The sequence below is a fragment of the Streptomyces sp. SS8 genome (assembly GCF_054072955.1).
On the sequence record NZ_JBSVCZ010000011.1, the window covers coordinates 152,357 to 175,693 of the forward strand.

15 protein-coding genes and 3 pseudogenes are annotated in these 23,337 nt (G+C 71.9%); 9 read left to right on the forward strand and 9 right to left on the reverse strand.

From position 1 onward, the window contains the following. Positions 1-139 precede the first annotated feature (139 nt). From ACW69E_RS13460 to ACW69E_RS13475, 4 genes are all read right to left on the reverse strand, one after another. Entirely contained in the window at positions 140-2,077 is a 1,938-nt protein-coding gene (locus tag ACW69E_RS13460) for an outer membrane protein assembly factor BamB family protein (protein ID WP_457498444.1), read from the reverse strand. Between the two features lie 242 nt (positions 2,078-2,319). Then, positions 2,320-4,152, reverse strand: a complete 1,833-nt coding sequence (locus tag ACW69E_RS13465) for an ABC-F family ATP-binding cassette domain-containing protein (RefSeq protein WP_457498445.1) — start codon at positions 4,150-4,152, stop codon at positions 2,320-2,322. Between the two features lie 150 nt (positions 4,153-4,302). Next, on the reverse strand, positions 4,303-4,953 hold the full coding sequence (locus ACW69E_RS13470; protein ID WP_457498446.1) for a hypothetical protein: 651 nt from the start codon (positions 4,951-4,953) through the stop codon (positions 4,303-4,305). Positions 4,954-5,179: 226 nt separating this feature from the next. Beyond that, the gene (locus ACW69E_RS13475) at positions 5,180-6,835 is read right to left on the reverse strand and encodes a penicillin-binding transpeptidase domain-containing protein (protein ID WP_457498447.1); all 1,656 of its coding nucleotides are present in this window, start codon (positions 6,833-6,835) and stop codon (positions 5,180-5,182) included. A 485-nt stretch (positions 6,836-7,320) separates the two neighbouring features. Here ACW69E_RS13475 and ACW69E_RS13480 point away from each other — a divergent pair, with 485 nt between their 5' ends. Both ACW69E_RS13480 and ACW69E_RS13485 read left to right on the forward strand, forming a co-directional pair. Next, positions 7,321-7,560: a hypothetical protein gene (locus ACW69E_RS13480; protein WP_457498448.1), complete on the forward strand. Its 240-nt coding sequence runs from the start codon at positions 7,321-7,323 to the stop codon at positions 7,558-7,560. 371 nt (positions 7,561-7,931) lie between these two features. Next, a complete protein-coding gene (locus ACW69E_RS13485) occupies positions 7,932-8,303 on the forward strand; it encodes a hypothetical protein (protein WP_457498449.1) in 372 nt (123 codons plus the stop codon). A gap of 150 nt (positions 8,304-8,453) precedes the next feature. Here the strand turns inward: ACW69E_RS13485 and ACW69E_RS13490 are convergent, their stop codons facing one another. Further along, entirely contained in the window at positions 8,454-10,226 is a 1,773-nt protein-coding gene (locus tag ACW69E_RS13490; RefSeq protein ID WP_457498450.1) for a dolichyl-phosphate-mannose--protein mannosyltransferase, read from the reverse strand. Positions 10,227-10,319: 93 nt separating this feature from the next. Here ACW69E_RS13490 and rsmI point away from each other — a divergent pair, with 93 nt between their 5' ends. The 7 genes and pseudogenes from rsmI to ACW69E_RS13525 form a co-directional block, all read left to right on the forward strand. After that, the gene (rsmI, locus tag ACW69E_RS13495) at positions 10,320-11,171 is read left to right on the forward strand and encodes a 16S rRNA (cytidine(1402)-2'-O)-methyltransferase (protein ID WP_457498451.1); all 852 of its coding nucleotides are present in this window, start codon (positions 10,320-10,322) and stop codon (positions 11,169-11,171) included. A gap of 125 nt (positions 11,172-11,296) precedes the next feature. Then, the gene (locus ACW69E_RS13500) at positions 11,297-11,560 is read left to right on the forward strand and encodes a hypothetical protein (protein ID WP_457498452.1); all 264 of its coding nucleotides are present in this window, start codon (positions 11,297-11,299) and stop codon (positions 11,558-11,560) included. A gap of 73 nt (positions 11,561-11,633) precedes the next feature. After that, positions 11,634-12,464, forward strand: coding sequence for a TatD family hydrolase (locus ACW69E_RS13505; protein ID WP_457498453.1), 831 nt, complete (start codon positions 11,634-11,636; stop codon positions 12,462-12,464). A gap of 133 nt (positions 12,465-12,597) precedes the next feature. After that, positions 12,598-14,166: a ubiquitin-like domain-containing protein gene (locus ACW69E_RS13510; protein ID WP_457498454.1), complete on the forward strand. Its 1,569-nt coding sequence runs from the start codon at positions 12,598-12,600 to the stop codon at positions 14,164-14,166. Positions 14,167-14,276: 110 nt separating this feature from the next. Beyond that, the gene (gene rsmA / locus ACW69E_RS13515) at positions 14,277-15,095 is read left to right on the forward strand and encodes a 16S rRNA (adenine(1518)-N(6)/adenine(1519)-N(6))-dimethyltransferase RsmA (protein ID WP_457498470.1); all 819 of its coding nucleotides are present in this window, start codon (positions 14,277-14,279) and stop codon (positions 15,093-15,095) included. Next, complete coding sequence (locus tag ACW69E_RS13520; protein WP_457498455.1) at positions 15,092-16,072, forward strand: 4-(cytidine 5'-diphospho)-2-C-methyl-D-erythritol kinase; 981 nt, start codon at positions 15,092-15,094, stop codon at positions 16,070-16,072. Before rsmA ends, ACW69E_RS13520 begins: the two co-directional genes overlap by 4 nt. A gap of 385 nt (positions 16,073-16,457) precedes the next feature. Further along, a pseudogene (locus ACW69E_RS13525) lies at positions 16,458-17,012 on the forward strand (NUDIX hydrolase); the annotation flags it as partial. Here ACW69E_RS13525 and ACW69E_RS13530 read toward each other — a convergent pair. The 4 genes and pseudogenes from ACW69E_RS13530 to ACW69E_RS13545 form a co-directional block, all read right to left on the reverse strand. After that, positions 17,005-18,045, reverse strand: coding sequence for an XRE family transcriptional regulator (locus ACW69E_RS13530; protein ID WP_457498471.1), 1,041 nt, complete (start codon positions 18,043-18,045; stop codon positions 17,005-17,007). The pseudogene ACW69E_RS13525 and the gene ACW69E_RS13530 overlap by 8 nt on opposite strands. 47 nt (positions 18,046-18,092) lie before the next feature. Further along, positions 18,093-18,883 (reverse strand): annotated as a pseudogene (locus ACW69E_RS13535) (IS5 family transposase). Between the two features lie 379 nt (positions 18,884-19,262). Next, positions 19,263-20,225 carry a hypothetical protein gene (locus ACW69E_RS13540; protein WP_457498456.1) on the reverse strand — a complete coding sequence of 321 codons (963 nt, stop codon included), beginning with the start codon at positions 20,223-20,225 and terminating at the stop codon, positions 19,263-19,265. Between the two features lie 800 nt (positions 20,226-21,025). Continuing rightward, positions 21,026-22,403, reverse strand: a pseudogene (locus ACW69E_RS13545) (IS1380 family transposase). Positions 22,404-23,337: the final 934 nt, after the last annotated feature.

Sequence of the window (23,337 nt, forward strand, 5' to 3'; positions counted from 1 at the left end):
CGCATCCCGCGTCCCTTCCGGCAAGAACCGGCGGAACTCCCGCGGGCCCACGCGAGCGGCCCCGCGCCCCTCCACGGGGAGGGGCGCGGGACCGTCGTCGGCGGCGGGCCGCCGCAGGGCCGGGTGCGGCCGCGGAACCTCAGTTGTAGGCGGCTATCGCCAGGTCGCTCAGACCGGCGGAGGCGTAGAACCTGTGGTTCACCAGGAAGAAGTGGCCGTCCTTCCAGAACGGGTGCACATCGGAGCCGGTGGCCATGTCGTACTCCTTCTTCACACCGTCGGCCGGCAGCTTCATCCGCGGGGACGGCTTGCCGCTGCCCGGGTCGAGCGTGACGATCTGGCCCGGCTTGTCGTAGCCGGGCAGTTCGTAGGCGAGCAGCGCGCCGTCCTCAACGGTGACCGGGACGATCCGGCCGCCCGAGGTCGGCTCCCCCAGCCACTTCGACTTGCCCGTGGTGAGGTCGAAGGCGATGATCTCGCTGGTCTGCCCGTACCCACCGCCCTGGTGCGGTTTCGAGGAGATGTACATGGTCTCGCCGTCCACCACCGTGCCGGGGCAGTTGCTGAGGGTGATGCCCCGGCAGCCCAGCTCGTGGCGGTCCTTCTTGATGGTGATCTTCTTCTTGAGCTTGCCGCTGTCCGAGAGGACCATCACATCGGTGATGTCGATGCTGGACTCACCGCCGGCGTTGACCCCGAGGACCAGCGGGCCGGTGGAGAGGACCTTGCGGACCTCGATGCCGTCGGGGACCTCCCACTCCCACTTCTTCTTGCCGCCCGGGCCCACTCCCTGGACCTTCTGCGAGCCGCCGAAGCCGCACTCGATCTTGGCGACGAGCTGGGCGCCTCCGGAGTAGCCGCGGTCCTTGCACTCGGAGCCCTCCTCCTGCTGCCACAGCTCCTTGCCGGTCGACAGGTCGTAACCGACCGCGTTGCCGATCCAGGCCGCCGCGGCGATGTCACCGCTGACCGCCATCTCGGTGTAGCTGAACTCCGAGGAGCTGTCGCGCTTGGACGGCAGTTCCTTGTTCCACAGCTTCTTGCCCGCGGCCAGGTCGATGCCCATGACGAACTCGCAGCGCCGGCCGTACTGGACGACGGTCCTGTTCCCGGACATCTCGAAGGCGGCGGTGCAGTCCTTGGGGCGGGGCATGTCGATGGACCACGCCATCTTGCCGGTCTTCATGTCGTAGGCGGTGGTGGAACTCGTCGTGGCCTTGACGAGGTTGCCGCCCACGAACCACGTGCCGGGCGTCTCCGCGATGATGTCCTGCTTGTCCACCTTGGGCGGATCGACAGTCCAGGCGAGCTCGGCGTCGATCAGGCCCTTCTCGCCGCCGGAACCGCCTGAGTCACCGGAGCCGCCGGAGTCGCCCGAGCCGCCGTCCGCGCCCTGGGTGGTGCCCTTGTCACCCTTCCTGGCCTCGGTGCCGCCGTCGTCCTTGGTCAGGAACCAGACACCGCCGCCCGCGACGAGCAGGACCGCGACGACCGCGGCGACGACGGCCAGGACCTTGGTGTTCCTGCCGCCACCGCCGGGCGGCTGCACACCGCCGCCGTACATGGGCTGCGTCGGGTACTGCCCGTAGGCCGGGGGCTGCCCGTAGGCCGGGGGCTGTCCGTACGCCGGGGGCTGTCCGTACGCGGGGGGCTGCCCGTAGGCCGGGGGCTGCCCGTACGCGGGGGCCTGACCGTACGGCGCCTGGGGCGCCTGCCCCGGCTGCTGCGGATACCCGTACGACGGGGGCTGGTCGGGCGGGAACTGCGGCGCCTGGCCGAACTGGCCGGGCTGCTGCGGGTAGCCGTACGACGGCGGGCCCGGAGGGGCCTGCGGCGGCTGGTCCGGCTGCCCCGGCTGATCAGCCGGAGGCTGCGGCGACTTGGACAGCGGAACCGGCGGAGCCTTCTCCTCCTCCGCGCTCTCCGGCCGCGCCTGCTCCTCCTGCTGCTCCGGCCGTTCCGGCTTCTCCCGCTGTCCCGCCCCCTCCTGCTGCTCCGGTCGGTCGTCCGGCTGTTCCGGAGGGGGGCCGAAGCCGCCGGACGGCGGCTGTTCTGGTGGCGGAGGCGGCTGCGACATGGGTTTCCTCATTCACGCGCGGACCGGCTGCCCAGCCCCTCGCCCCCGTGGGGCAGAGCGAATCGGACACGGCCCGCCACTTCTCGGCTGTTGTCGGCTCTTGGCGCCGACGGTCGGAAGGAAATTCTTTCTATCACCGGACACCCGGAAAGCCGCCTCCGGTTCCCGTTCCGGGCCATCAGGTGAGACCGGCCCGCGACCTGGCCGTTACCGTCCGCCGGGGCCTCCTCCGCCGCCTCCGGTCATCCCTCCTCGGCCAGTTCCAGCCAGCGCGTCTCCAACTCGTCGCGCTCATCGGTGAGTTCGCGCAGCTCGGCGTCGAGTCCGGCGACCTTCCCGAAGTCGGTGGCGTGCTCGGCCATCTCGGCGTGCAGCACCGCCTGGCGCTCCTCGATCCGCTCCAGCCTGCGCTCGATGCGCTGCAACTCCTTCTGCGCCGCACGCGAGAGGGCCGCGGGCTTGTCGGAGGACGTGGCGGCGGGCCGGGCCGCCTCGCCCGCCGGAGCCGCGGCCGGGGCGCCGGGCGCGGTGGTCGCCTGGCGCAGCCGCTCGCGGCGCTCCAGGTACTCGTCCAGCCCGCGCGGCAGCATCCGCAGCGTGCCGTCGCCCAGCAGCGCGTGCACCCGGTCCGTGGTCCGCTCGACGAAGTAGCGGTCGTGGGAGATGACGACCAGCGAGCCGGGCCAGCCGTCGAGCAGGTCCTCGAGCTGGGTCAGGGTCTCGATGTCGAGGTCGTTGGTCGGCTCGTCCATGAACAGCACGTTCGGCTCGTCCATCAGCAGCCGCAGCAGCTGGAGCCTGCGGCGCTCGCCACCGGAGAGGTCCCCGACGGGCGTCCACTGCTTGTCCTTGCCGAAGCCGAAGCGCTCGCACAGCTGGGAGGCGCTCATCTCGCGCCCCTTGCCGAGGTCCACGCGCGAGCGCACCCGCTCCACGGCCTCCAGCACCCGCCAGGTGGGGTCGAGTTCGGCGACCTCCTGGGAGAGGTAGGCCAGCCGCACCGTCCTGCCGACCTTGATCCGGCCGGCGGCCGGCTGTTTCTCGCCGCCGCTGTACGCCGCGTCCGCCAGTGCCCGCAGCAGCGAGGTCTTGCCGGCGCCGTTGACGCCGACCAGGCCGATCCGGTCACCGGGGCCGAGCTGCCAGGTCAGGTGCTTGAGCAGCACCTTGGGCCCCGCCTGGACGGTCACGTCCTCCAGGTCGAAGACGGTCCTGCCCAGCCGGGAGTTGGCGAACTTCATCAGCTCGGCGCTGTCGCGCGGCGGCGGCACGTCGGCGATCAGCTCGTTGGCGGCCTCGACGCGGAAGCGGGGCTTGCTGGTGCGGGCCGGGGCGCCGCGCCGCAGCCAGGCCAGTTCCTTGCGGACCAGATTCTGCCGCTTGGCCTCCTCGGTGGCCGCGATGCGCTCGCGTTCGGCACGGGCGAAGACGTAGTCGCTGTAGCCGCCCTCGTACTCGTGGACGGTGCCGCGCTGCACGTCCCACATCCGCGTGCACACCTGGTCCAGGAACCAGCGGTCGTGGGTGACGCAGACCAGCGCCGAGCGCCGGGCGCGCAGGTGCCCGGCGAGCCAGGCGATGCCCTCGACGTCGAGGTGGTTGGTGGGCTCGTCCAGCACGATCAGGTCCTGCTCGGCGATGAGCAGCTTCGCCAGCGCGATGCGCCGCCGCTCGCCGCCGGACAGCGGGCCGATGACGGTGTCCAGGCCCTGCGGGAAGCCGGGCATGTCCAGGCCGCCGAAGAGTCCGGTGAGGATGTCGCGGACGCGGGCGTTCCCGGCCCACTCGTGGTCGGCCATGTCGCCGATGACCTCGTGCCGGACGGTGGCGGCCGGGTCGAGCGAGTCGTGCTGGGTGAGCACTCCCAGCCGCAGCCCGCCGACGTGGGTGACCCGGCCGTCATCGGCGGGCTCCAGCTTCGCCAGGATGCGCACGAGGGTGGTCTTGCCGTCGCCGTTGCGCCCGACGACGCCGATCCGGTCTCCCTCGCTGACGCCGAGGGAGACGCCGTCGAGCAGCGCACGGGTGCCGTACACCTTGCCGACGGCTTCCAGATTGACGAGGTTCGTGGCCATGGGGCTCCCGCTGCCCGGCGCGCCGGGCTGGTGTGGTCTTCGGGTGGGCTGGTCAGCCTCTCAGCCTAGTCGCAGCCCGGGCGGGCACGCTCATGCCCGCCCTGTGCCGACCGCAGCACCGGTCGCAGCACCCCCGCGGAGGCCGCCGGCTCAGTACGACGGGCTGTGCTGGGCCGGGGCCGAGCGCGGGGTCGGCCGGTTGAGGCCGAACAGCGAGCCGGTGGCGGCCGCCAGCTCGGCGGCGCAGTCCGCCGCCGGCTGCTCCGGGACGCCCATCCGGCGCAGCGCCCCGGAGAACGCGTCCTCCAGCAGGGCCAGCCGCCAGCTCAGCTCCGCGGGTCCGACCTGCCGGCCGTCGCGCGGCCGGCTCGACAGGACGGTCAGCACGTCCTGGGCGTTGCTCTGCAGATCGGCCAGGGACTGCCAGCCGTTCGGCAGCCGCGCCGGGCTCCGGTCCGACGGCTCCGCGTCCGGCACGCCCAGCGTCACGGGGAGTTGCGCGGGGATCGAGGAGTACCAGTCGACCAGCGCACCGCTCAGGTCCGCCCGCAGGCCGTCGAGGAAGCTCAGCAGGACCGCGGCGCCCATGGGGGCGCCGACGGGCTCGACGCGCGGCGCGGAGTCCTCCGGCGCGGGCGGCCTGCCGCCCGCGCCGGGGCCCATGAACGACCGGATGACGACCGAGACCTCTTCCTGCTGCGCCGGAGCGGAGCGCTGGGCGGGCAGCAGAAGCGCCCGTACGGGCGCGATGCCGTGGGCGGCCTGCTCGGCCGCCGCCTGGCACGCGTAGTCAGTGGGCATGGGTCCCCCCTCTTCCGAAGCCGCCTTCTCTCGCGGCGCCGGCCTTGCGTTTCGGGGCCGTACCGTATCGTTCCGCGACGGCTTCGGGGAGGTGTCCGTCACACAGAGTTCCCGGACCGCCTCCGGCCGGAGCCCCGCCCGGCCTCCTCCCCGGTCTCCTCCCGGAGCGGGTACGGCCCGCGCGATGCCGTCTCGCGCGGGCCGTACGGGGTGCCGGAGAGCGGGGTCAGCCGACGGAGTTGAGCACCTGGCGGACGACCGGGCCCGCGTTCTTGCCGCCGTGGCCGGAGGCGGGGACGACCGCCGCCGCGGCCATGTCGCCCCGGTAGGCGGTGAACCAGGCGTTGGGCTTCTTCTGGCCGTCCACCTCCGCCGAGCCGGTCTTCGCGCCGAAGTCGCCGCTGGTGCCGGCCATGGCCTCGGCCGCCGAGCCGCTGGTGGCCGTCAGCCGCATCAGCGAGCGCAGTTCCTGGGCGATGGCCGGGGAGAGGGCGCGCGGGGCCTTGGCCAGGCCGCGGCCGTCCACCTCGGGCGAGACGATGTACGGCTGGCGGAAGACGCCGCTCTTCACCGTCGCCGACACCGAGGCCATGATCAGCGGGTTCGCCCTGACCCCGCCCTGCCCGATCAGCGAGGCGGCCATCTGCGCGTCGGACTGCACGGGCACCGAGCCGTCGAAGGTGGCGGTGCCGACCTGCCAGTTCAGCCCGATGCCGAAGACGTCGCGGGCGTGCTTGGTGAGGTCGTCGTCCGACAGCTCGCCGGCCTGGCTGATGAAGGCGGTGTTGCAGGAGGCGGCGAAGGACTGCGCGAAGGTTCCGCCGTTGATCTCGAACTTGTCGAGGTTCTGGAACCTCCACCCGCCGTGGGTGAAGTACTTGGGGCAGGGGTGCTGCTTCGCGCTGGAGGCCAGGCCCTTCTCGATGAGCATCGACGCGGTGACGATCTTCATCGTGGAGCCGGGGGCGAGGGAGCCCTTGAAGGCGGTGTTGAAGCCCTGCGCCGGGGTGTTGGCGACCGCCAGGATCTCGCCCGTGCTGGCCTTCAGGGCGACGACCGACGCCTTGGGCTTGCCGGCGATGGCCTGGACGGCGGCCTTCTGCACCTCGGCGTCCAGCGTGGTCCTCAGCTCGCCCGGGGTGCCCTTGCTGAGCTGCCTGAGCGTCTTGACCTCCTTGCCGGCGGCGTCGGTGATCCGGGTCTCGAAGCCGGGCTTCCCCTCGGTCCTGTCGCCGAAGCGCTTGCGCAGGTCGGCCAGGGTCGCGGCCAGTTCGGGGTACTCCTCGGCCGTCAGCTCGGCGCCGTTGCGGTCCAGGGCCCTGATGGGCGGGGCCCCGGCCTCGGCGGTCTCCAGTTTCTGGCCGCTCTCGAGCTCGGGGTGGAGGACGGAGGCCTCCCAGTCGACGACGGGCTCGCCGCTGTCCTCGTCCCGTACGACCGTCAGCTCGGACTCGTACGTCCAGGAGGCGGGCTTCTCCTCCTTGTCGTACTCCACCTCGGCCGTCACGGTGAACGGGACGCCGGCGCCCGTGGCGGTGCCCGGTTCCAGGCGGACGCCCGACACCCGGGCGTCCTTCCGGAAGCCGGCCAGGGCCTTGGCCGCGGCGGCCTCTTCGTCGGTCAGCGCGGCGGCCTCCGCGGCCTTCCCCTCCTGCCAGGCCCTCAGGAACCTTCCGGCGGTCTCGCGGACCTCATCGGGCGAGGGCGGGCCCGTCTCGGCCGCCGGTTCGCCGGTCCGGCCGTCGGAGAAGGCCGCGTCCTGCCCGCTCCCGCCGCCGGCCGCGCCGCTGTCACCGATCAGGCTGTACGCCCCGAACCCGGCGGCTCCGACCACGGCGGTGAGGACCGCTCCGATCACCGCCACCTTCCGACCGTCACGCATGAGTCTCCCGAATCTCCGCCCCTGCCCCGGACCGACACCGCCGGGGCCCGTGCGAAGAACCCTAGAGCACGTGGGCGGCACGGATCGGGGCCAGGCGTCCGCACCGGTGCCCGACCGGGCTCCGTGAAACGGCCGCGGGGTTTTCCGTCCACCGCGGGAATGATTAGTGTGTTTTTCCGAAGATCGGCAGCGATAAAAGCGTTCCGATTACCCGACGGCGCACCCCGCGTCACCCGGTTCACTCTTCCGGAAGCACAACCAAAGCCCCGCGCGGTCGTTGTCACTGCGAAGCAGAAGGCCGATCCTCCTTCCGGCAATTACCGTCACGGGCCCGCGCCGCATCCGGCGGCGCGGGCCCGTGACACGTATGGAGCAGAAAATATCAGCGCGGCGCGCGGCAGGGCTTACCGTGTACTCGGCTCGCCAGTTCCTAGCATTACGCACGCAAGCCCGTGAAGCGGCTTCGTACATTGGAGGTACATGCCATGAAGATGAAGCGGACCGCCACCGTCGCGCTTTCCGCCGCCGCCCTGCTGATCGGCGGAGCCGGCGTCTCCCAGGCCAACGACGGCCCGAAGTTCCAGAACAACGCGCAGATCCTGCCCTGCGTCAACCTGGAGCTGCTGAACGTCCCGATCGCGTCGGCGGACATCAACAACCTCGACTGCTCCGTCACCTACGTGGAGTCGAAGAAGGTCTCCTCCTACGAGTCCTTCAGGGACTGAGGAGTCGACCGGACCACCGGCACACCACTGTCGAAAGGCCGTCCCGGCACACCGGGGCGGCCTTTCGCCTTTCCATGACACGCTCGCGGCATATAGCCGAGAACAACACCCGCTTGGCGCAGTGGCAGCACATAAGCCCAGGTAGTGCGCCTATCGGAGACGCCCGGGCCCCGCTTTCCGCAGGACACGCAGAAACGCGGAAGCACGCAATCGGGGATTCGGTGGGTTAATGTCGCCGACGTGGGGGCAACTCCCGCCTTTCCGGTGAGCCGGCCGAACTGCGGCCGCAATCCGGAAACCGGTTATCCGGCCGCTCGGCGGCGGCCGGGGACATCGGAACCTTCCTTCTCTCGTCAAGGAGACAAGACAGCATGATGCTGAAGAAGACGCTCGTCGTTTCTTTCGCCGCCGCCATGGCCCTCGCGGGTGGGGCCGCCAGCGCCCACGCCGGTGAGGCCAAGTTCGAGAACAACGCGCAGATCCTGCCCTGCCCGAACCTGGAGGTCGTCAACCTCCCGATCCTCTCCAGCGACATCAACAACCTCGACTGCTCCCGGAACTCCAAGGAGCAGGTCGAGATCAAGAAGGTCGTGAAGGTCGAGAAGGAGTCCGACATCCACGTCGCTCCGAAGCAGGAGCAGGCCCAGGGTCAGGGCCAGGGCCAGGAGGCCAAGCAGGGCCAGGGCCAGAAGCAGAAGGGCGAGAACGAGAACGAGAACGAGTACGCCGCCAAGAAGCACTGAAGCGGCTGACGCCTCGCGTCGCACCGTTCTCAAGAACGCCGCCCGCCGGTCTCACCGGCGGGCGGCGCCGCTTTTCACCGGGCCGCACCCCGCGCGGACTACCCTGCCCCGGAAGCTCCGGGGCAGGGGCTCCGGCTCCGGGGCTCCGGGTCAGATCCAGGTGTCCAGCCACATACGGGACTGCCAGGCTTCCCTGGGGATCTGCACCCCGGTGTAGAGCGGGTGGAAGTAGACGAAGTTCCACACGATCAGCAGCACGAGCACTCCCGCGCCCACCGCGCCCACCGCCCGCCGCCGCTCGGTGCAGCCGGGCGGCCCGAGGATCGCCCCGATCATCATCGCCAGCGCCAGGCACAGGAACGGCACGAAGACGACCGCGTAGAAGTAGAAGATCGTGCGCTCCTGGTACAGGAACCACGGCAGCCAGCCCGCCGCCACCCCGCACAGGATCGCGCCCGCGCGCCAGTCGCGCCGCAGCACCCAGCGGTACAGGCAGTACAGCAGCGCGAAGCAGGCCGCCCACCACAGCAGCGGGGTGCCCAGGGCGAGCACCTCGCGGGCGCAGCCGCCCTCCGCCGTGCAGCCGTCCTCGCCACGGTCGGAGGACTCGTAGAAGTACGACACCGGGCGGGCGGTCACCAGCCAGCTCCAGGGGTGGGACTGGTAGGTGTGCTCGGAGGTCAGCCCCACGTGGAAGCTGTAGACCTCGCTCTCGTAGTGCCACAGGCTGCGCAGCGGGGCCGGGACCCAGGTCATGTCGAACTGGGGCAGCGGCAGCTTCAGACCGGTGAAGGGGATGGGCAGCGAATCCGGCGACAGCCCCCGGCGCCCCTCCGCCCAGGTGCGGAAGTAACCGCCCCGGCCCGCGAACCAGCCCGCCCAGGAGGCCACGTAGACGGCGGCCGCGACCGGCACCAGGGAGAGGAAGGCGGGGGCCGCGTCCCGGCGCAGCATCGACAGACGGGGGCGCCGGGCCCCGGCTGTGCGCCGGGAGGCGGCGTCCCACAGGACCGTCAGGATCCCGAAGGCGACCAGGACGTACAGGCCGCTCCACTTGGTGGCGCAGGCCAGTCCCAGGCAGAGCCCGGCGGCCAGCCGCCAGGGACGTGCGCCCAGGCCCAGCCGGTCGCCGGTGTCCGCGTCGGGCCGCCCGTCCGGCGGCAGGGCCGCGGCGAGCCGGGCGCGGGCCCGGTCGCGGTCGATCAGCAGGCAGCCGAAGGCCGCCAGCACGAAGAACATCAGCACCAGGTCGAGCAGCGCGGTGCGGCTCATCACCAGGTGCAGGCCGTCCACGGCCAGCAGGAGCCCCGCCAGGCAGCCCAGGGCGGTGGAGCGCAGCAGCCGGCGCCCGATGCGGCAGACCATCAGCACCGACAGCGTGCCGAGCACCGCCACCATGAAGCGCCAGCCGAACGGCGTCAGACCGAACGCCGCCTCGCCCACGGCGATGATCCACTTGCCCACGGGCGGGTGCACCACGTACGCGGCGGCCTCGCTCAGCGGGGCCGCCGCGGGGTTGTCGAGGATGGTGTCGTTGGCGCCGTCGGGCCAGGTGCCCTCGTAGCCGAGCCGGTACAGCGCCCAGGCGTCCTTGGCGTAGTAGGTCTCGTCGAATATCACCGCGTGCGGCGAGCCGAGGTTCCAGAAGCGCAGGAGGCCGGCGAGGAGCGCGACGAGGAGCGGGCCGCCCCACGCCGCCCGGCGGCCCAGCAGCCGCGCGTCGTCCCCGTCCAGCCCGAACAGCCCCCACACCCGGCCGCGGCCGGGCTCCGGGTACGGCGGCACCAGCCGCTCCCTCGCGCCCGCCCGGGGCGGCGGGGCGTATCCGTAGCGCCGCAGCCGCCCGCGCCACACCGGGGTCCGTTCCCCGACGGGCTCCCCGTGCCGGGCCTGAGTCGCGGTGTCACTGGTCACGCGGGCCATCGTAGGGAACGGCCCTCCCGCGCGGTGCCGCGCACCGGCGGGCGGCGGCCCCGCGCCGGCCTCGGCCCCCGCCGGAGCTGCGAGGATGGCGGGGTGAGCGGAACACTCGTACTGGCAGGCACACCCATCGGCGACACCGCCGACGCACCGCCCCGGCTGGCGGCCGAGCTGGAGGGGGCCGACATCGTCGCCGCCGAGGACACCCGGCGGCTGCGGCGGCTCACCCAGGCGCTGGGGGTGCGGATCTCCGGCCGGGTGGTGTCGTACTTCGAGGGCAACGAGGCCGCGCGCACCCCGGAGCTGGCCGACGCGCTGTCGGAGGGCTCCCGGGTGCTGCTGGTCACGGACGCGGGGATGCCGTCGGTCTCCGACCCCGGCTACCGGCTGGTGGCCGCCGCCGTCGAGCGCGGGATCAGGGTCACGGCCGTGCCCGGCCCGTCCGCCGTGCTGACCGCGCTGGCGCTGTCGGGGCTGCCGGTGGACCGGTTCTGCTTCGAGGGCTTCCTGCCGCGCAAGACGGGCGAGCGGCTGGCGCGGCTGCGCGAGGCCGCCGGGGAGCGCCGCACGCTGGTCTACTTCGAGGCCCCGCACCGGCTGGCCGCCGCGCTGGCCGCCATGGCCGAGGCCTTCGGCGCCGACCGCCGGGCCGCGGTGTGCCGGGAGCTGACCAAGACCTACGAGGAGGTGCGGCGCGGCACGCTGGGCGAGCTGGCCGCCTGGGCGGAGGAGGGTGTGCGGGGCGAGATCACCGTCGTGGTCGAGGGCGCGCCCGCCGAGGCGCCCGGCGCGGTGGACGCCGCCGAGCTGGTGCGCCGGGTGGCGGTGCGCGAGGCCGCCGGGGAGCGCCGCAAGGAGGCCATCGCGGAGGTGGCGCGCGAGGCGGGGCTGCCCAAGCGGGAGGTGTTCGACGCGGTGGTCGCGGCGAAGAACGCGGGGACGGCCTGAGCGGTCCGGGCGGCGGGCGGGAGCCCGGCCCGGAAAGGGGCGAGACGGGGACGGACGGGCGGAATCGCGCATTTCCGGCCGGGAAGGAGTCCACTGGTAGGAAGGAGAACCGGAAGGAGGTTCCCATGGACCCCAGGGAGACGACCACCCGCGAGGAGTACTCCTTCGCCTGCCTGCGCTGCGGCCACGGCTGGGAGCGGGGGTACGGGATACGGCACCACGTCGACGGCGACGGGCGGCCCTTCGTCACGTACCACGACCCGGCGGACGGCGGGCGGGTACCGTCGCCGCTGACGCGCCCGGTCTGCCCGAACTGCGAATCGCACGTGGTGCGGATCATGCGGGCGGGGCGGGTGTACGAGGCGGAGCGGGCCCTGCCGCGGAGGTGACGCGGGGCGGGCGGCCGACGGCGGGCGGCGGGCGGTCCGGCCGGGTGTCCCAGGGCGTCCTAGGATCGCGCCCATGGAGAAGTCCGCGCACCCCGCGCCGCCGCCCGTACCGCTGAACGTGCCGGTCGCCGACTCGCACACCCATATCGACATGCAGGACGCCACGGTCGGCCGAACCGTCGCCGCGGCCGCCGAGGTCGGCGTGACGACCCTGGTGCAGGTCGGCTGCGACCTGGAGCGTTCCCGCTGGTCGGCGCAGGTGGCGGCCGAGCACGAATCGGTGTGGGCCGCCGTCGCGCTGCACCCCAACGAGGCTCCGCGGCTGGAGCGGGAAGGGGGCCGCGAGGCGCTGGACGCCGCCCTGGAGGAGATCGCCGGGCTGGCCGCGCGGCCGGAGGTGCTGGCCGTCGGCGAGAGCGGCCTGGACCACTTCCGGACGGGCGAGGAGGGGCGGGCGGCCCAGCGGTACTCCTTCCGCCGCCACATCGAGATGGCCAAGCGGCTGGACAAGGCCCTGGTGATCCACGACCGGGACGCCCACGAGGACGTGCTGCGCGTCCTCCGGGAGGAGGGCGCCCCCGAGCGGACGGTCTTCCACTGCTTCTCCGGTGATGCCGCGATGGCCGAGGTGTGCGCCGCGAACGGCTGGTTCATGTCCTTCGCCGGCAACGTCACCTTCAAGAACGCGCGGCCGCTGCGCGAGGCGCTGGCCGCCGCCCCGCCGGAGCTGCTGCTGGTGGAGACCGACGCGCCGTTCCTCACCCCGGCCCCGTACCGCGGGCGCCCCAACGCGCCGTACATGATCCCGTACACGCTGCGCGCGATGGCCGAGGTCAAGGGGCTGGACGAGGACGCTCTCGCGGAGCACGTCGCGGCCAACACGGCCCGCGTGTTCGGCTACTGACGGGCGCGCGACGGCGGGTGCGCGCGGTGCGGCGGCCCGCTTTTCGCAACTTCGGGTAGTCGTACGACTTGGGAGAGTGACCGATGCTCCGCTAGGGTCCCGGCCCGCCACCAGGACCGCTTGGGAGTACGTCGTGAGCCATCCGCAGGGGATCCAGCAGTACGAGTACGCGTACCCCTCCGCGCCGCAGCCGCATCAGCAGCCGTGGGAGCCGTGGGAGCCGCACCGGCCGTGGGACTCGTGGGAGTACGGCGGCCAGGGGTACGGCGGGCCGGAGTACGAGCGGGACCCGTACGACACCTACCGGCCCTCCTACGAGTTCCACGGCGAGCCGTACGGCGCGTACGCAGACCCCGGCGCCTACGGGCCGCCCCCGCTTCCGGAACCCCCGGCGTACCACCCGGAGCCCACCGGGCACTCCGGGGCCTTCGGCCCCGCCCCGTGGCTGCCCCGGCAGCCCGCCGGCGGCACCCGGGACGTCCGGGGGGACGTCCCCGCGCGCGGCCCGGCGGACACCCCCCCGGACGCGTACGGCCCCGCGCGCGGCACGACCGGCGGCCGGGCCGCCGCCCGCCGGGCCGCGCGGGAGCGGAAGGCCGCCCAGCGCCCCGAGGCCCTGCGCCGCCTGCTGCCGCAGGCCCTCGTCGTCGCCTTCCTGGCGGGCGGCACCTGCGCCTTCGTGGTGGACGACAAGGCCGTCAGCCTGTCGGTTGAGGGCGAGGACGGGCCGCGCACCCTCCACACCTTCGCCGACGACGTCTCCGAGCTCCTGGCCGACGAGGGGGTGTCCGTCGGCGCGCACGACGCCGTCTCCCCCGCCCCCGGCGACCCCCTCTCGCACGGCGACAGCGTCACCGTCCGCTACGGCCGCCCGCTGGCCCTCACCCTCGACGGCCGCCCCCGGCGGGTGTGGACCACCGCCGCCACCGTGGACGCGGCGCTGCGCGGGATCGGGGTGCGCCCGGAGGGGGCGCGCGTGTCGGTGCCCCGCGACCGGCGCATCGGACGCGACGGTATGGCGCTGACCGTGTGGACCGAGCGGAGCGTGACCGTCCTCGCGGACGGACGCGAACGCACCGTCCGCACCAACGCCGCGACCGTGCGCGGGGCGCTGGCGGACGCGGGCGTCGAGCTGCGCGGCGCGGACCGCGCCTCGGCGGCCCTGGACTCCTTCCCCCGCGACGGCCAGGCCGTCACGGTGCTGCGCATCACCGAGACCGAGCGGGTGCGCGACGAGCCCGTCCCGTACACCACCGAGCGGCGCGGGGACCCGGCGCTGCTGCGCGGCACCGAGGTGGTGGAGCAGACGGGCCTGCCGGGGCTGCGCCGGCTGACCTACGAGGTGCGCACGGTCGACGGGGTGCGGCAGCGGCCCCGCCTGACCGGGGCGGTGGTGGTGCGCGCGCCCAGGCCGCAGATCGTGCGCGTGGGCACCGCCGAGCCGCCCTCCTCGGTGCGGGGCGCCGACGGCCTGGACTGGGAGGCCCTGGCCCGCTGCGAGTCCGGCGGCCGCCCGGACGCGGTGGGCCCCGGCGGCCACGGCGGGCTCTACCAGTTCGACGGCGGCACCTGGCGCTCCCTGGGCGGGAGGGGCCGCCCGCAGGACGCTCCCCCGGCCGAGCAGACCTACCGGGCGAAGAAGCTGTACGTGCAGAAGGGCGCGAGCCCCTGGCCGGTGTGCGGCCGTAAACTGCACCGGTGAGCTCAGCCCCCTCCCCCTCCCCCGACGCCGACACCGACACCGGCACCGACGCCGCTCCCGGCGCCGACACCGGCGCCGGCGCCCTCCTCGGCCCCGCCGACGTCCGTGAGCTGGCCGCCGCGCTGGGGGTGCGCCCCACCAAGCAGCGCGGCCAGAACTTCGTCATCGACGCCAACACCGTCCGCCGGATCGTGCGGACCGCGCGGGTGACGCCCGAGGACGTGGTGGTCGAGGTCGGCCCGGGGCTGGGGTCGCTGACACTGGCGCTGCTCCAGGAGGCCGCCTGGGTGACGGCGGTGGAGATCGACGACGTGCTGGCGGCGGCGCTGCCCGCGACCGTCTCCGCCCGGCTGCCCGGCCGGGCCGACCGCTTCGCGCTCGTCCACCACGACGCGATGCGCGTCACCGAACTGCCGGGCCCCGAGCCCACCGCGCTGGTCGCCAACCTCCCCTACAACGTCGCCGTGCCCGTCCTGCTGCACATGCTGGCGACGTTCCCCTCCCTGCGGCACGGTCTGGTGATGGTCCAGGCCGAGGTCGCCGACCGGCTCGCGGCCGAACCGGGCTCCAAGGTCTACGGGGTGCCGTCGGTGAAGGCCGCCTGGTACGCGGAGGTGCGGCGGGCCGGGGCCATCGGGCGCAACGTCTTCTGGCCCGCGCCCAACGTGGACTCCGGGCTGGTGTCGCTGACCCGGCGCGAGCCGCCGCGCACCAGTGCCGGCCGGCGGGAGGTCTTCGCCGTGGTGGACGCCGCCTTCGCCCAGCGCCGCAAGACGCTGCGCGCGGCGCTGGCGGGCTGGGCGGGCTCGGCCGCGGCGGCCGAGGCGGCGCTGACGGCCGCGGGGATCGACCCCCGCGCCCGGGGGGAGTCACTGACGATCGAGGACTTCGCGGCCATCGCGGAGCGGAAGGGCACCACGAGCTCATGAGCACCGCACAGACGGCCGGCACGGACACCGCCCGCACCGCCGCGCCGGTCACCGTACGCGTACCCGCCAAGGTCAACGTGCAGCTCGCGGTGGGCGGGCTGCGGCCGGACGGCTTCCACGACCTGGCCAACGTCTTCCTGGCCGTCGGCCTGTACGACGAGGTCACCGCCACCGCCACGGCCCCCGGCGAGGGCCCGCGCGTGACCTGCTCGGGGCCGGACACCGACCAGGTGCCGCTGGACCGCACCAACCTGGCCGTCCGTGCCGCCGACGCGCTCGCCGCGCGGTACGGCCTCGTGCCGGACGTCCATCTGCACATCAACAAGGAGATCCCCGTGGCCGGCGGCATGGCCGGCGGCAGCGCGGACGCGGCGGGCGCGCTGCTGGCCTGTGACGCGCTGTGGGGCACGGGCGCCTCGCGCGAGGAACTGCTTCAGATGTGCGCCGAGTTGGGATCGGATGTGCCCTTCTCCCTGGTCGGCGGCGCGGCGCTGGGCCGGGGCCGGGGCGAGCTGCTGACGCCGCTGGAGGTGGGCGGCGTCTTCCACTGGGTGTTCGCCGTCGCCGCCGGCGGGCTGTCCACCCCGGCCGTCTACCGCGAGTGCGACCGGCTGCGCGAGGTACGCGGCGGCGGCGCGGGCATCGACGCCGTACCCGCGCCCGAGGCGTCCCCCTCGCTGCTGGCCGCGCTGCGCGCCGGGGACGCGGCCGCGCTCGCCGGGCACCTGTCCAACGACCTCCAGCCCGCCGCCGTCTCCCTGCTGCCCTCCCTGGACGACACCCTGGCGGTGGGCACCCGGGCGGGCGCGCTGGCCGCCCTGGTCTCCGGCTCCGGCCCGACCTGCGCCTTCCTGGCCGAGGACGCGGCGGCGGCCTCGGACATCGCCTTCGCCCTGCGCGCCTCGGGCGTCTGCCGCACCGCCCACACCGCCACGAGCCCGGCGCCGGGCGCCACGGTGGTCCGTCCGGCGGGCTGAGTACCGCGACGCACGCTCCCGGCAGGGTCTTCGAGTACCTCCGCCCTGCCGGGCCGGCGGCGTCGCGCGCCAGGCTGCGCGTATGCGGACCACAGCGCCCCCCGGGCCCCGGACGCCTGCGCACCGGCTTCGGCGGCCTGCTGGTGGGCCGCTTCCGCGCTACCGACCACCGTCCCTGTCACCGCCCCGGCAGCCGTGACCATGACAGCCGCGGGCCTGCTGCCGGTGGAACGCGCGGGGCGCCGGGAGGGCCGATGCTCCAGGTGCCCCGCACGGATTCGGAACGGGTAGAAAGGATTGACGGACCGCGTCATGGCAAGAGCGATTCTGTGGGCGGTGGGCTGGGAAAGGTCGGCGAAAATTGAGCAGCGACATGTCGGGGGCACTGGAACCATGGCGGGTTCACGGTGAGAGAACGATCTATGACGACCGCTGGGTGAGGCTCGACCTCGTGGACGTGGAGCCACCGGGCGTCAATCGCTTCGAACATCACGTGGTCAGACTGCAGCACGTCTCGATCGCGGCCGTCCTGGACGAGCAGGATCGAGTGTTGTTGTTGTGGCGCTACCGCTTCGTGCCCGGGCAATGGGGGTGGGAACTGCCCGGCGGCATCGTGGACGAGGGTGAGGATGCCTGCGCCACGGCTCTCCGCGAGGTCGAGGAGGAGACCGGCTGGCGCCCGGATTCGCTGGAACACATCGTCACCTACCAGCCCATGATCGGCATGGTGGACTCACCGCATGAGATCTTCGTCGGACGAGGGGCGGAACACATCGGCGATCCCACGGACGCGGAGGAAGCCAGGCGCGTCGCCTGGGTACCACTCGCGGAGATTCCTGAGCTGATGGCCCGGGGCGAGTTGATGGGCTCAGGCACCCTCGTCGCGCTGCTGCACATCCTTGCCTCACGTGGCAGGGGACCGGCCACAACTCCTACCTGATCCGCTCGATGCGGCGCCGGTGCCGGACGGACCCCGTGCGGTTCGCCAGCAGACGTGCCTCCCTGAGATGTTCCTGAGCCTGGTCGTGTTCCTGTCGGACCAAATGAGCCTGAGCAAGATCGCAGCGCAGCCCGGCGGCGGCACGGACGAACGTCGGATCCATCCTGTCGAGTGCCGCGTAGAGGCTGCCGACGGCCTCGTCGTCACCGATGAGGGCAAGGGTGTTGCCCCGCCACCGAACCAGATGCCCCTCGTTGAGGAAGATGCTCGGCATATCCGGATCACGCTCCTCCTCTCCGCCGGGCATGCACCCAGCCGCTTTGTCGATGGCTCTGTAGCACCCGTCCGACTGTCCGGCTCTGGCGCACAGCTCGGCCTCCGCCGCGTACAACCACGCGCGCAGTCGCGGGGGGATCCGCTGCCCTCCGACGCGCTGCGCGTCACGTACCAGGTCAACCGCGAGTTTCGGGCGTCCGGCGTCGGTGAGCACATAAGCCTGCTCTGCCATGGCGTGCACCAGATACATGGGGGCCTCGGCTTCCTGAGCCGCCTGCTTGCCCAGTTCGTAGTACCGCCACGCTCGTTCCACCGCTCCCATGTCCAGTGCCTGCCAGGCCGCGAGAGTCGCTGCTCCGGCGAGAGCACGGGCGACGGGTCGGCGGACTTCGGGGAGGACTGCGAAAGTCAGGGTGTCTTCCAGGGCAGCCAAGTGGCCGGTCATCTGGTCAACGAGCCTGGCTGCGCCTATCTGACGGTCCATGGTGCGGAGGAGTTCCGTCTGCTCCATGAACGTCCTGACCATGGCCGGACCGACGCTGTGTGCCGAGTCGATACGGGTCACCAGCTCGTCGTATCCGCCGACAGTCTGTGCGACCAGCGCCTCGTTGGAAGCCGTACGGCCGAAGAGTTCGTCATCGGTGACACCGAACAGACCACGCAGGATGGCCGCGTAGCGCTCGCTGATCGAACGGCGCCCGTTCTCCCACTCCGAAACGTAGACACGCAGGCTCGCGGCCGCGGCGATGTCGATCAGGCTCCGACGCGCATACCCCTCGATCTCCCTTAGAGCTCGTAACACGATCACGGGCGGTTCTTCCTGAGGCGTCTGTAGCAGATGAGGCTGCAGGCGAGGGAGACGAAGGCGTCGTGGAGTTCGGTGCGGCGTTCCCATCGGACGGCGAGGCGCTTGAAGTGGTGGAGGAGGGCGAAGGTCTGCTCGACGACGTAGCGGAGCTTGCCCATATCCTTGATGTTCGGGCAGCCCTTGCGTGAGATGACGGGCAGGATCCGCCGCTTGCGCAGTTCACGCCGGTTGGGGTTGCTGTCGTAGCCCTTGTCTCCGAGGAGGGCGTAGGGGCGACGGCGTGGGCGGCCGGGCCGCCCGGCGACGGGCGGGATGCCGTCGGCCAGGGCCAGGGTCTGGGTGACGTCGTTGACGTCGGCGGCTGTGGTGATGACCTTCAGCGGGGTGCCGCGTCCGTCGCAGATCAGGTGGTGTTTGCTGCCCGTCTTGCGCCGGTCGACCGGCGACGGGCCGGTGTCGGCACCCCCCTTTTCGCGCGGATGTGGGAACCGTCCACGCACGCCCTGGACCAGTCGAGTTCGCCGGCGGCGTTGAGCTTCGCGAGCAGGACCTGGTGGAGCCGGTCGAAGACGCCGGCCTCCTGTCAGCGCACCAAGCGGCGCCAGCGGGTCTGTCCGGAGCCGAACCCCAGCTCAGGCGGCAGGAGCTGCCAGGCGATGTCGTTGTGCAGCACATACAGGATGCCCCGCAGGCACAGCCGGTCCGGCACCGGCCGCGGCCCCGGCGCCCGCTCAGGCCAGGGCGGTAGCAACGGCTCGATCAGCGCCCACAGGTCATCGTCCACGATCCACGGTCGGGTACTCACACCATCGCGAACGGCCGAATCGTCAGACCGGTCACGCCCGACCAGGCCACTTCAACAAGATCGTGTTACGAGCTCTTATCCGGCCCACCCGTCAGCGCTGACGCTCACCTGCCCTGCCCGCCCCCGTTTCACCTCTGCCGAACCCTTGGTACTGTCCCTCGTCAAAGCCGCAGCGTTCGGAGGCGGGAATGGGCCCCAGGAAATGGCTGATAACTATTGCTGCCGTCGCCGGTGCGGCACTGATCTGCTATGTACTGCTCCTGCTGGCAGGAGTTCTTCAGTACAAGGGCGGTTCCGGAATCGACAGTGACTTGCCTGCCTCATCCTCTTCGTCCTCCGCACCGGCGCCGACCATGAGCAGTTAGACGTTGCTCGACAGCAGGAACGCCTCACCGGCACCGGTCAGGCGGTACTTCGCCTGAGGCCGGTCGGTCTGGAAGCAGCCGCCCCATTTGGTGGCGTAGAGAGGGCAGAGCTCCCACTGGGACCACACGTCGTACACGTTGTAGTACGTGTCCGGCGGGATGAACCCGAAGTCGTCGATGATGGTGCAGCCCATGAACTTGTAGAAGGGCCAGTTCTCGTCACCCCAGCAACCGCTGGCCGAGTAGGTGACCCACTGTCCGTCTCCGCACCACGTAATGTCCGTCTGTCCGTAGAGCTCCAGCGGGAAATCGCTGTTGTCCTTGACGCCGGCCCAGACGGAACCTTCCCAGCAGCCGGTGGCCTGGGCGGAGGCCTTCTCCTGCCTCTGCTGAGGGCTGGGAACGACCCCCAAGGAGTTCTCCGCCTTCACTTGAGGGGCGGCCGGCGCGTAGTGGGCGGCGTCGACGTGCTCACCCAGTCCCCGCTGCCGGACCTCGTCCAGGGACAGCGCCCGGACCTCCATCCGGACCGTACCCTCGGAGCCGCCCTCCACGCCGTCCACGGGTGCCGGCTCCGCCTGCTCGACGAGGGCGTCGCCGCCTTCGGGCATCTTCTGGGGTTCCGGCAGATGCTTCAGCTCGGTCCGGGCCTCGGCACGGTCGCTGCCGGAGGCGGAGGGAGCGACGATGCGGGCAGCGCCGCTGTCGGCGGAGGCGACGTCGCTGAAGTCCTGCAGCGTGCTTCCGTCGACCCGGGCGGCCACGAAGTGGACGTACGACTCCTCCGGGAAATCGAAATCGCAGTCCGCGACGGTGTTGGCGCCTCCGTACTGACGGCACCACCCGAATGCGACCGCGTAGCCGGCGTTCTCCAGGACGAAATAGACCTCGGGGTGGGCGCCGTCGGCCGCGGTGTCGTACAGGTAGATGTGGTCGCCGTACGTCTCGACACACGCCATGGCGCCGGAAACGCTCGCACACCTCTCCACGGCAGCGGCCTGCGGAGTGCCCAGGAAAAGCACTCCCAGCACGGACGCGACCGCCACGGACACGAGCCGTGCGAACCGCGAACTGATTCTCCGGTACATCACTACCGGTTCAACCCCTTATGACAGAGGGTCACCTTACCCGGTCTTTATAGGGAGCCCTCGGCCAGCCTTCAAGAACGTCATCACAGAATATTCACATGCCGTCCCGTTTTCAGACGCCCAGGATTTCCTCCCTTGCGAAACGAAGGAAGTCGTGACACTTACAGCGGCATTAGGTGGCGAGTGGAGCGACACCTTTCCCTTCACCTCCATATTTCGTTAATATTATGGCAATGCGGATCATGGCGACTCATGCCGGTATCGAGCGCGCACACATCCGTGCGCTATACGTCTTTTGTCGATTGGAGAATCGATTTCTGGCCGGAAAGCCTTCCATCCAAGGCTCCTGCGGATGGGTTTTTTCATATGGCGCAAACATTGCTCCGGCCAGCAGTCCCGTCAGGACTTGATCAGTTCCCCGATCGTCGGGGTAGATGAGCGATCTGGTCCTCTCCCCCGCCGACGCCGCCAGCCTGCCGGTACCTGGCAGTCCGGCCGTGTCTCCACTAGCCTCGAAGTTTCGTGTCGGGCCGCCGACGGAGTCGGTGGCCCGTCTTCGTGCCGTGGACTGAGGTGGGGCAGGCTGAGGGCCCGAGTGTCGTCTCGGGTGGACGCCGGGTTCCACTGCTCCGGCTGGAGGGTTCTCTTGTAGGGACGGGTGAATCCGCTGGTCAGCCAGGGTTCGGCAGGAGTGCGAGCCGGTTGAGTGCGGTGGTGATGTGGCCGGTCCAGGGCCAGTGCCGGGCCAGGCGGAGGATTCGCCGGCGGCCGGTGGTGACGAGTTGTCCGGCCGCGGTGAACAGCCGGAGCCGTAGTCGGCGGGGTTCCCAGAGCCGGGCCTTGCCGGTCAGCGCGAGCATCGGCATCCAGGCCAGCAGGTCCAGCGCGATCTGCACGATCTCCAGCCAGATCCGGTTCTGGGCGGTGCGGTGCAGGGGCAGGTTGCGCAGGCCGGTGGCCCGGGCGGCCCGGATGCGGTCCTCGGCCCTCGCTCGCAGCCGGTGACGGAGCTCGAGTTCGGCGATCGGCCGGCCCGAGGTGTTGGTGGCGAAGCAGGTCAGCCGCATGCCGTCCGCATCCGTGAGCCGCAACTGGGCCCCGGGGTGCGGTCTTTCCTTGCGGACGATCAGCCGCATGCCCGGGGGCCAGCCGTCCAGGACGTCGCCGGTGAGTTCGGCTACCCAGGCGCCGTCGCGGATCTCGCCGTCCGCCTCGGCGGCCAGCGTCCAGGCCGAGGCGGGAACCTGCAGCACATGCTGGTGGATCGCGTCGGTGATCACCATGCCGACCGAGTAGGACAGCCACCGTCCCCGCCGGGCGAGCCAGGCGACGAAGTCGTGGGTGCCGCCCGCGGAGTCGGTGCGGATCAGGGTCTGACGTCCGCGACGGTACTTCTTCGGCAGTTGGGCCAGGGCCAGTCGGGCGGCGGTGATGTGGTCGGTGGCGGTGTTCGAGCCCGCATTCCCGGGCCTGAGCAGGGCTGCCACCGGCTCTCCGGTGCCGCCCGGCCCGTGATCGACGAACCCCATCAGCGGGTGGTGGCCGTAGGTCCGCTTCCAGGTCGGGGCCGCGTCCTCCTTGTCGGAGTGCGCGATCACCAGCACCCCGTCGAGGTCAACGGTCACCGTCCCGTCGGCATCGGGCGCTTCCCGGTCGGCCAACCGCCAGACTCGTTCGCGTGCTTCGGCCCGCGCAGCCCGGATGGCCCGCAGAGCTCGGTCGCCGGAAGAGGCGAGGGTGTCGATCAGGCGGGAGACCGTCGGGTCGGAGGCGACCGGCCCGAACACCGCCGGCTCGGCCCGCAGCATGCCGACATCCGCGAGGCAGTCCCCGCCCAGCGCCACCGCCAGCGCGACGTCCAGCAGGATCTTCCCCGGATCGTGGACGGCCCGCGGCTTGCACCACGGTGCCAGGGCTGCGGATATCGCCTGGTCCAGGCCCGTCTTGCGGACTGTCTCCACCAGCAGGACCGAACCGGGCCTGCGAGACCACGTGGCGGCCGTCCCCCAGGACACGGACACCCGGGTACGACGCGATAGGCTCTCTCACCTGGAAAGTGCTCTTTTCCTTGCAGCCAACAGGACCCTCAGCAAGTCCTATCGTTGCAGGTCAAGAGCACTTTCTGCGTTTCTGATCAACCTCCGGACAGGCCACTTCGTGAAAGCGCGAGGCTAGGCCCGCCCGTCCTACCGGGGCACTTCGCCGATACCCGCGCCCGCCGTACACCGTCTTCACCACCGACGACCGGACCGACCACGCCCGCGCGGAGCACATCAGCGACCTGCTGAAAGCCGCCGACGCCCTCGACCGCTACCGGCTGCCGAAGCTGAGCTGGTGGCCGGACGCCGCTCACATCCGCGTACCCGCCGCCTTCGACGCACTGCGGGCCACCGCATTCGACCTCGTCGTACACAGCGAGGCCGCCCACCTGACGGGCGCCGGCAGCGCCGAAGCCGCCCTGGAGGCGCTGGAAGCCCACGGGGTGGTGCGCTGATGGACTTCCTCGACACCTACCACCTGTGGGCCGACGCCCACGCCTTCTACGACTCCACGCCGGTCCCCGGCCCCGACCGGCACCGCGACCCCCTGGCCGCACGGGAAGCGGCCTGGCAGACCCGCCTGCTGGAGGAGACACCCAACGGACGGCTCCTGCGCGGCAACGCGCTCTTCGACGCGCTCGGCGACGGCACGCTGCATCTGCTGCACGTCACCCACGCCCTGGAGCAGATCAGCGAGCAGGGCGTCCTCTACCCCTCCGGGGGCTGCCTGGTCGGCAGCATCTACTGCGCGCCTCTCACTCCGGGCGACGGCGGCCTGCGGATGCACAACCTCGCCTCCTACGTCCTCCACAAGGAGGCCCCGGCCTTCGTCGCCAGACTCGGAGAGCAGGGCCGGGCCCCCACACCGCTGACCTTCGAGATCACCGTCCCCCGGCACGCCTACCGCGGCCTGGCCGGCGTCGACTGTCTGCGCCTGGGCGCGA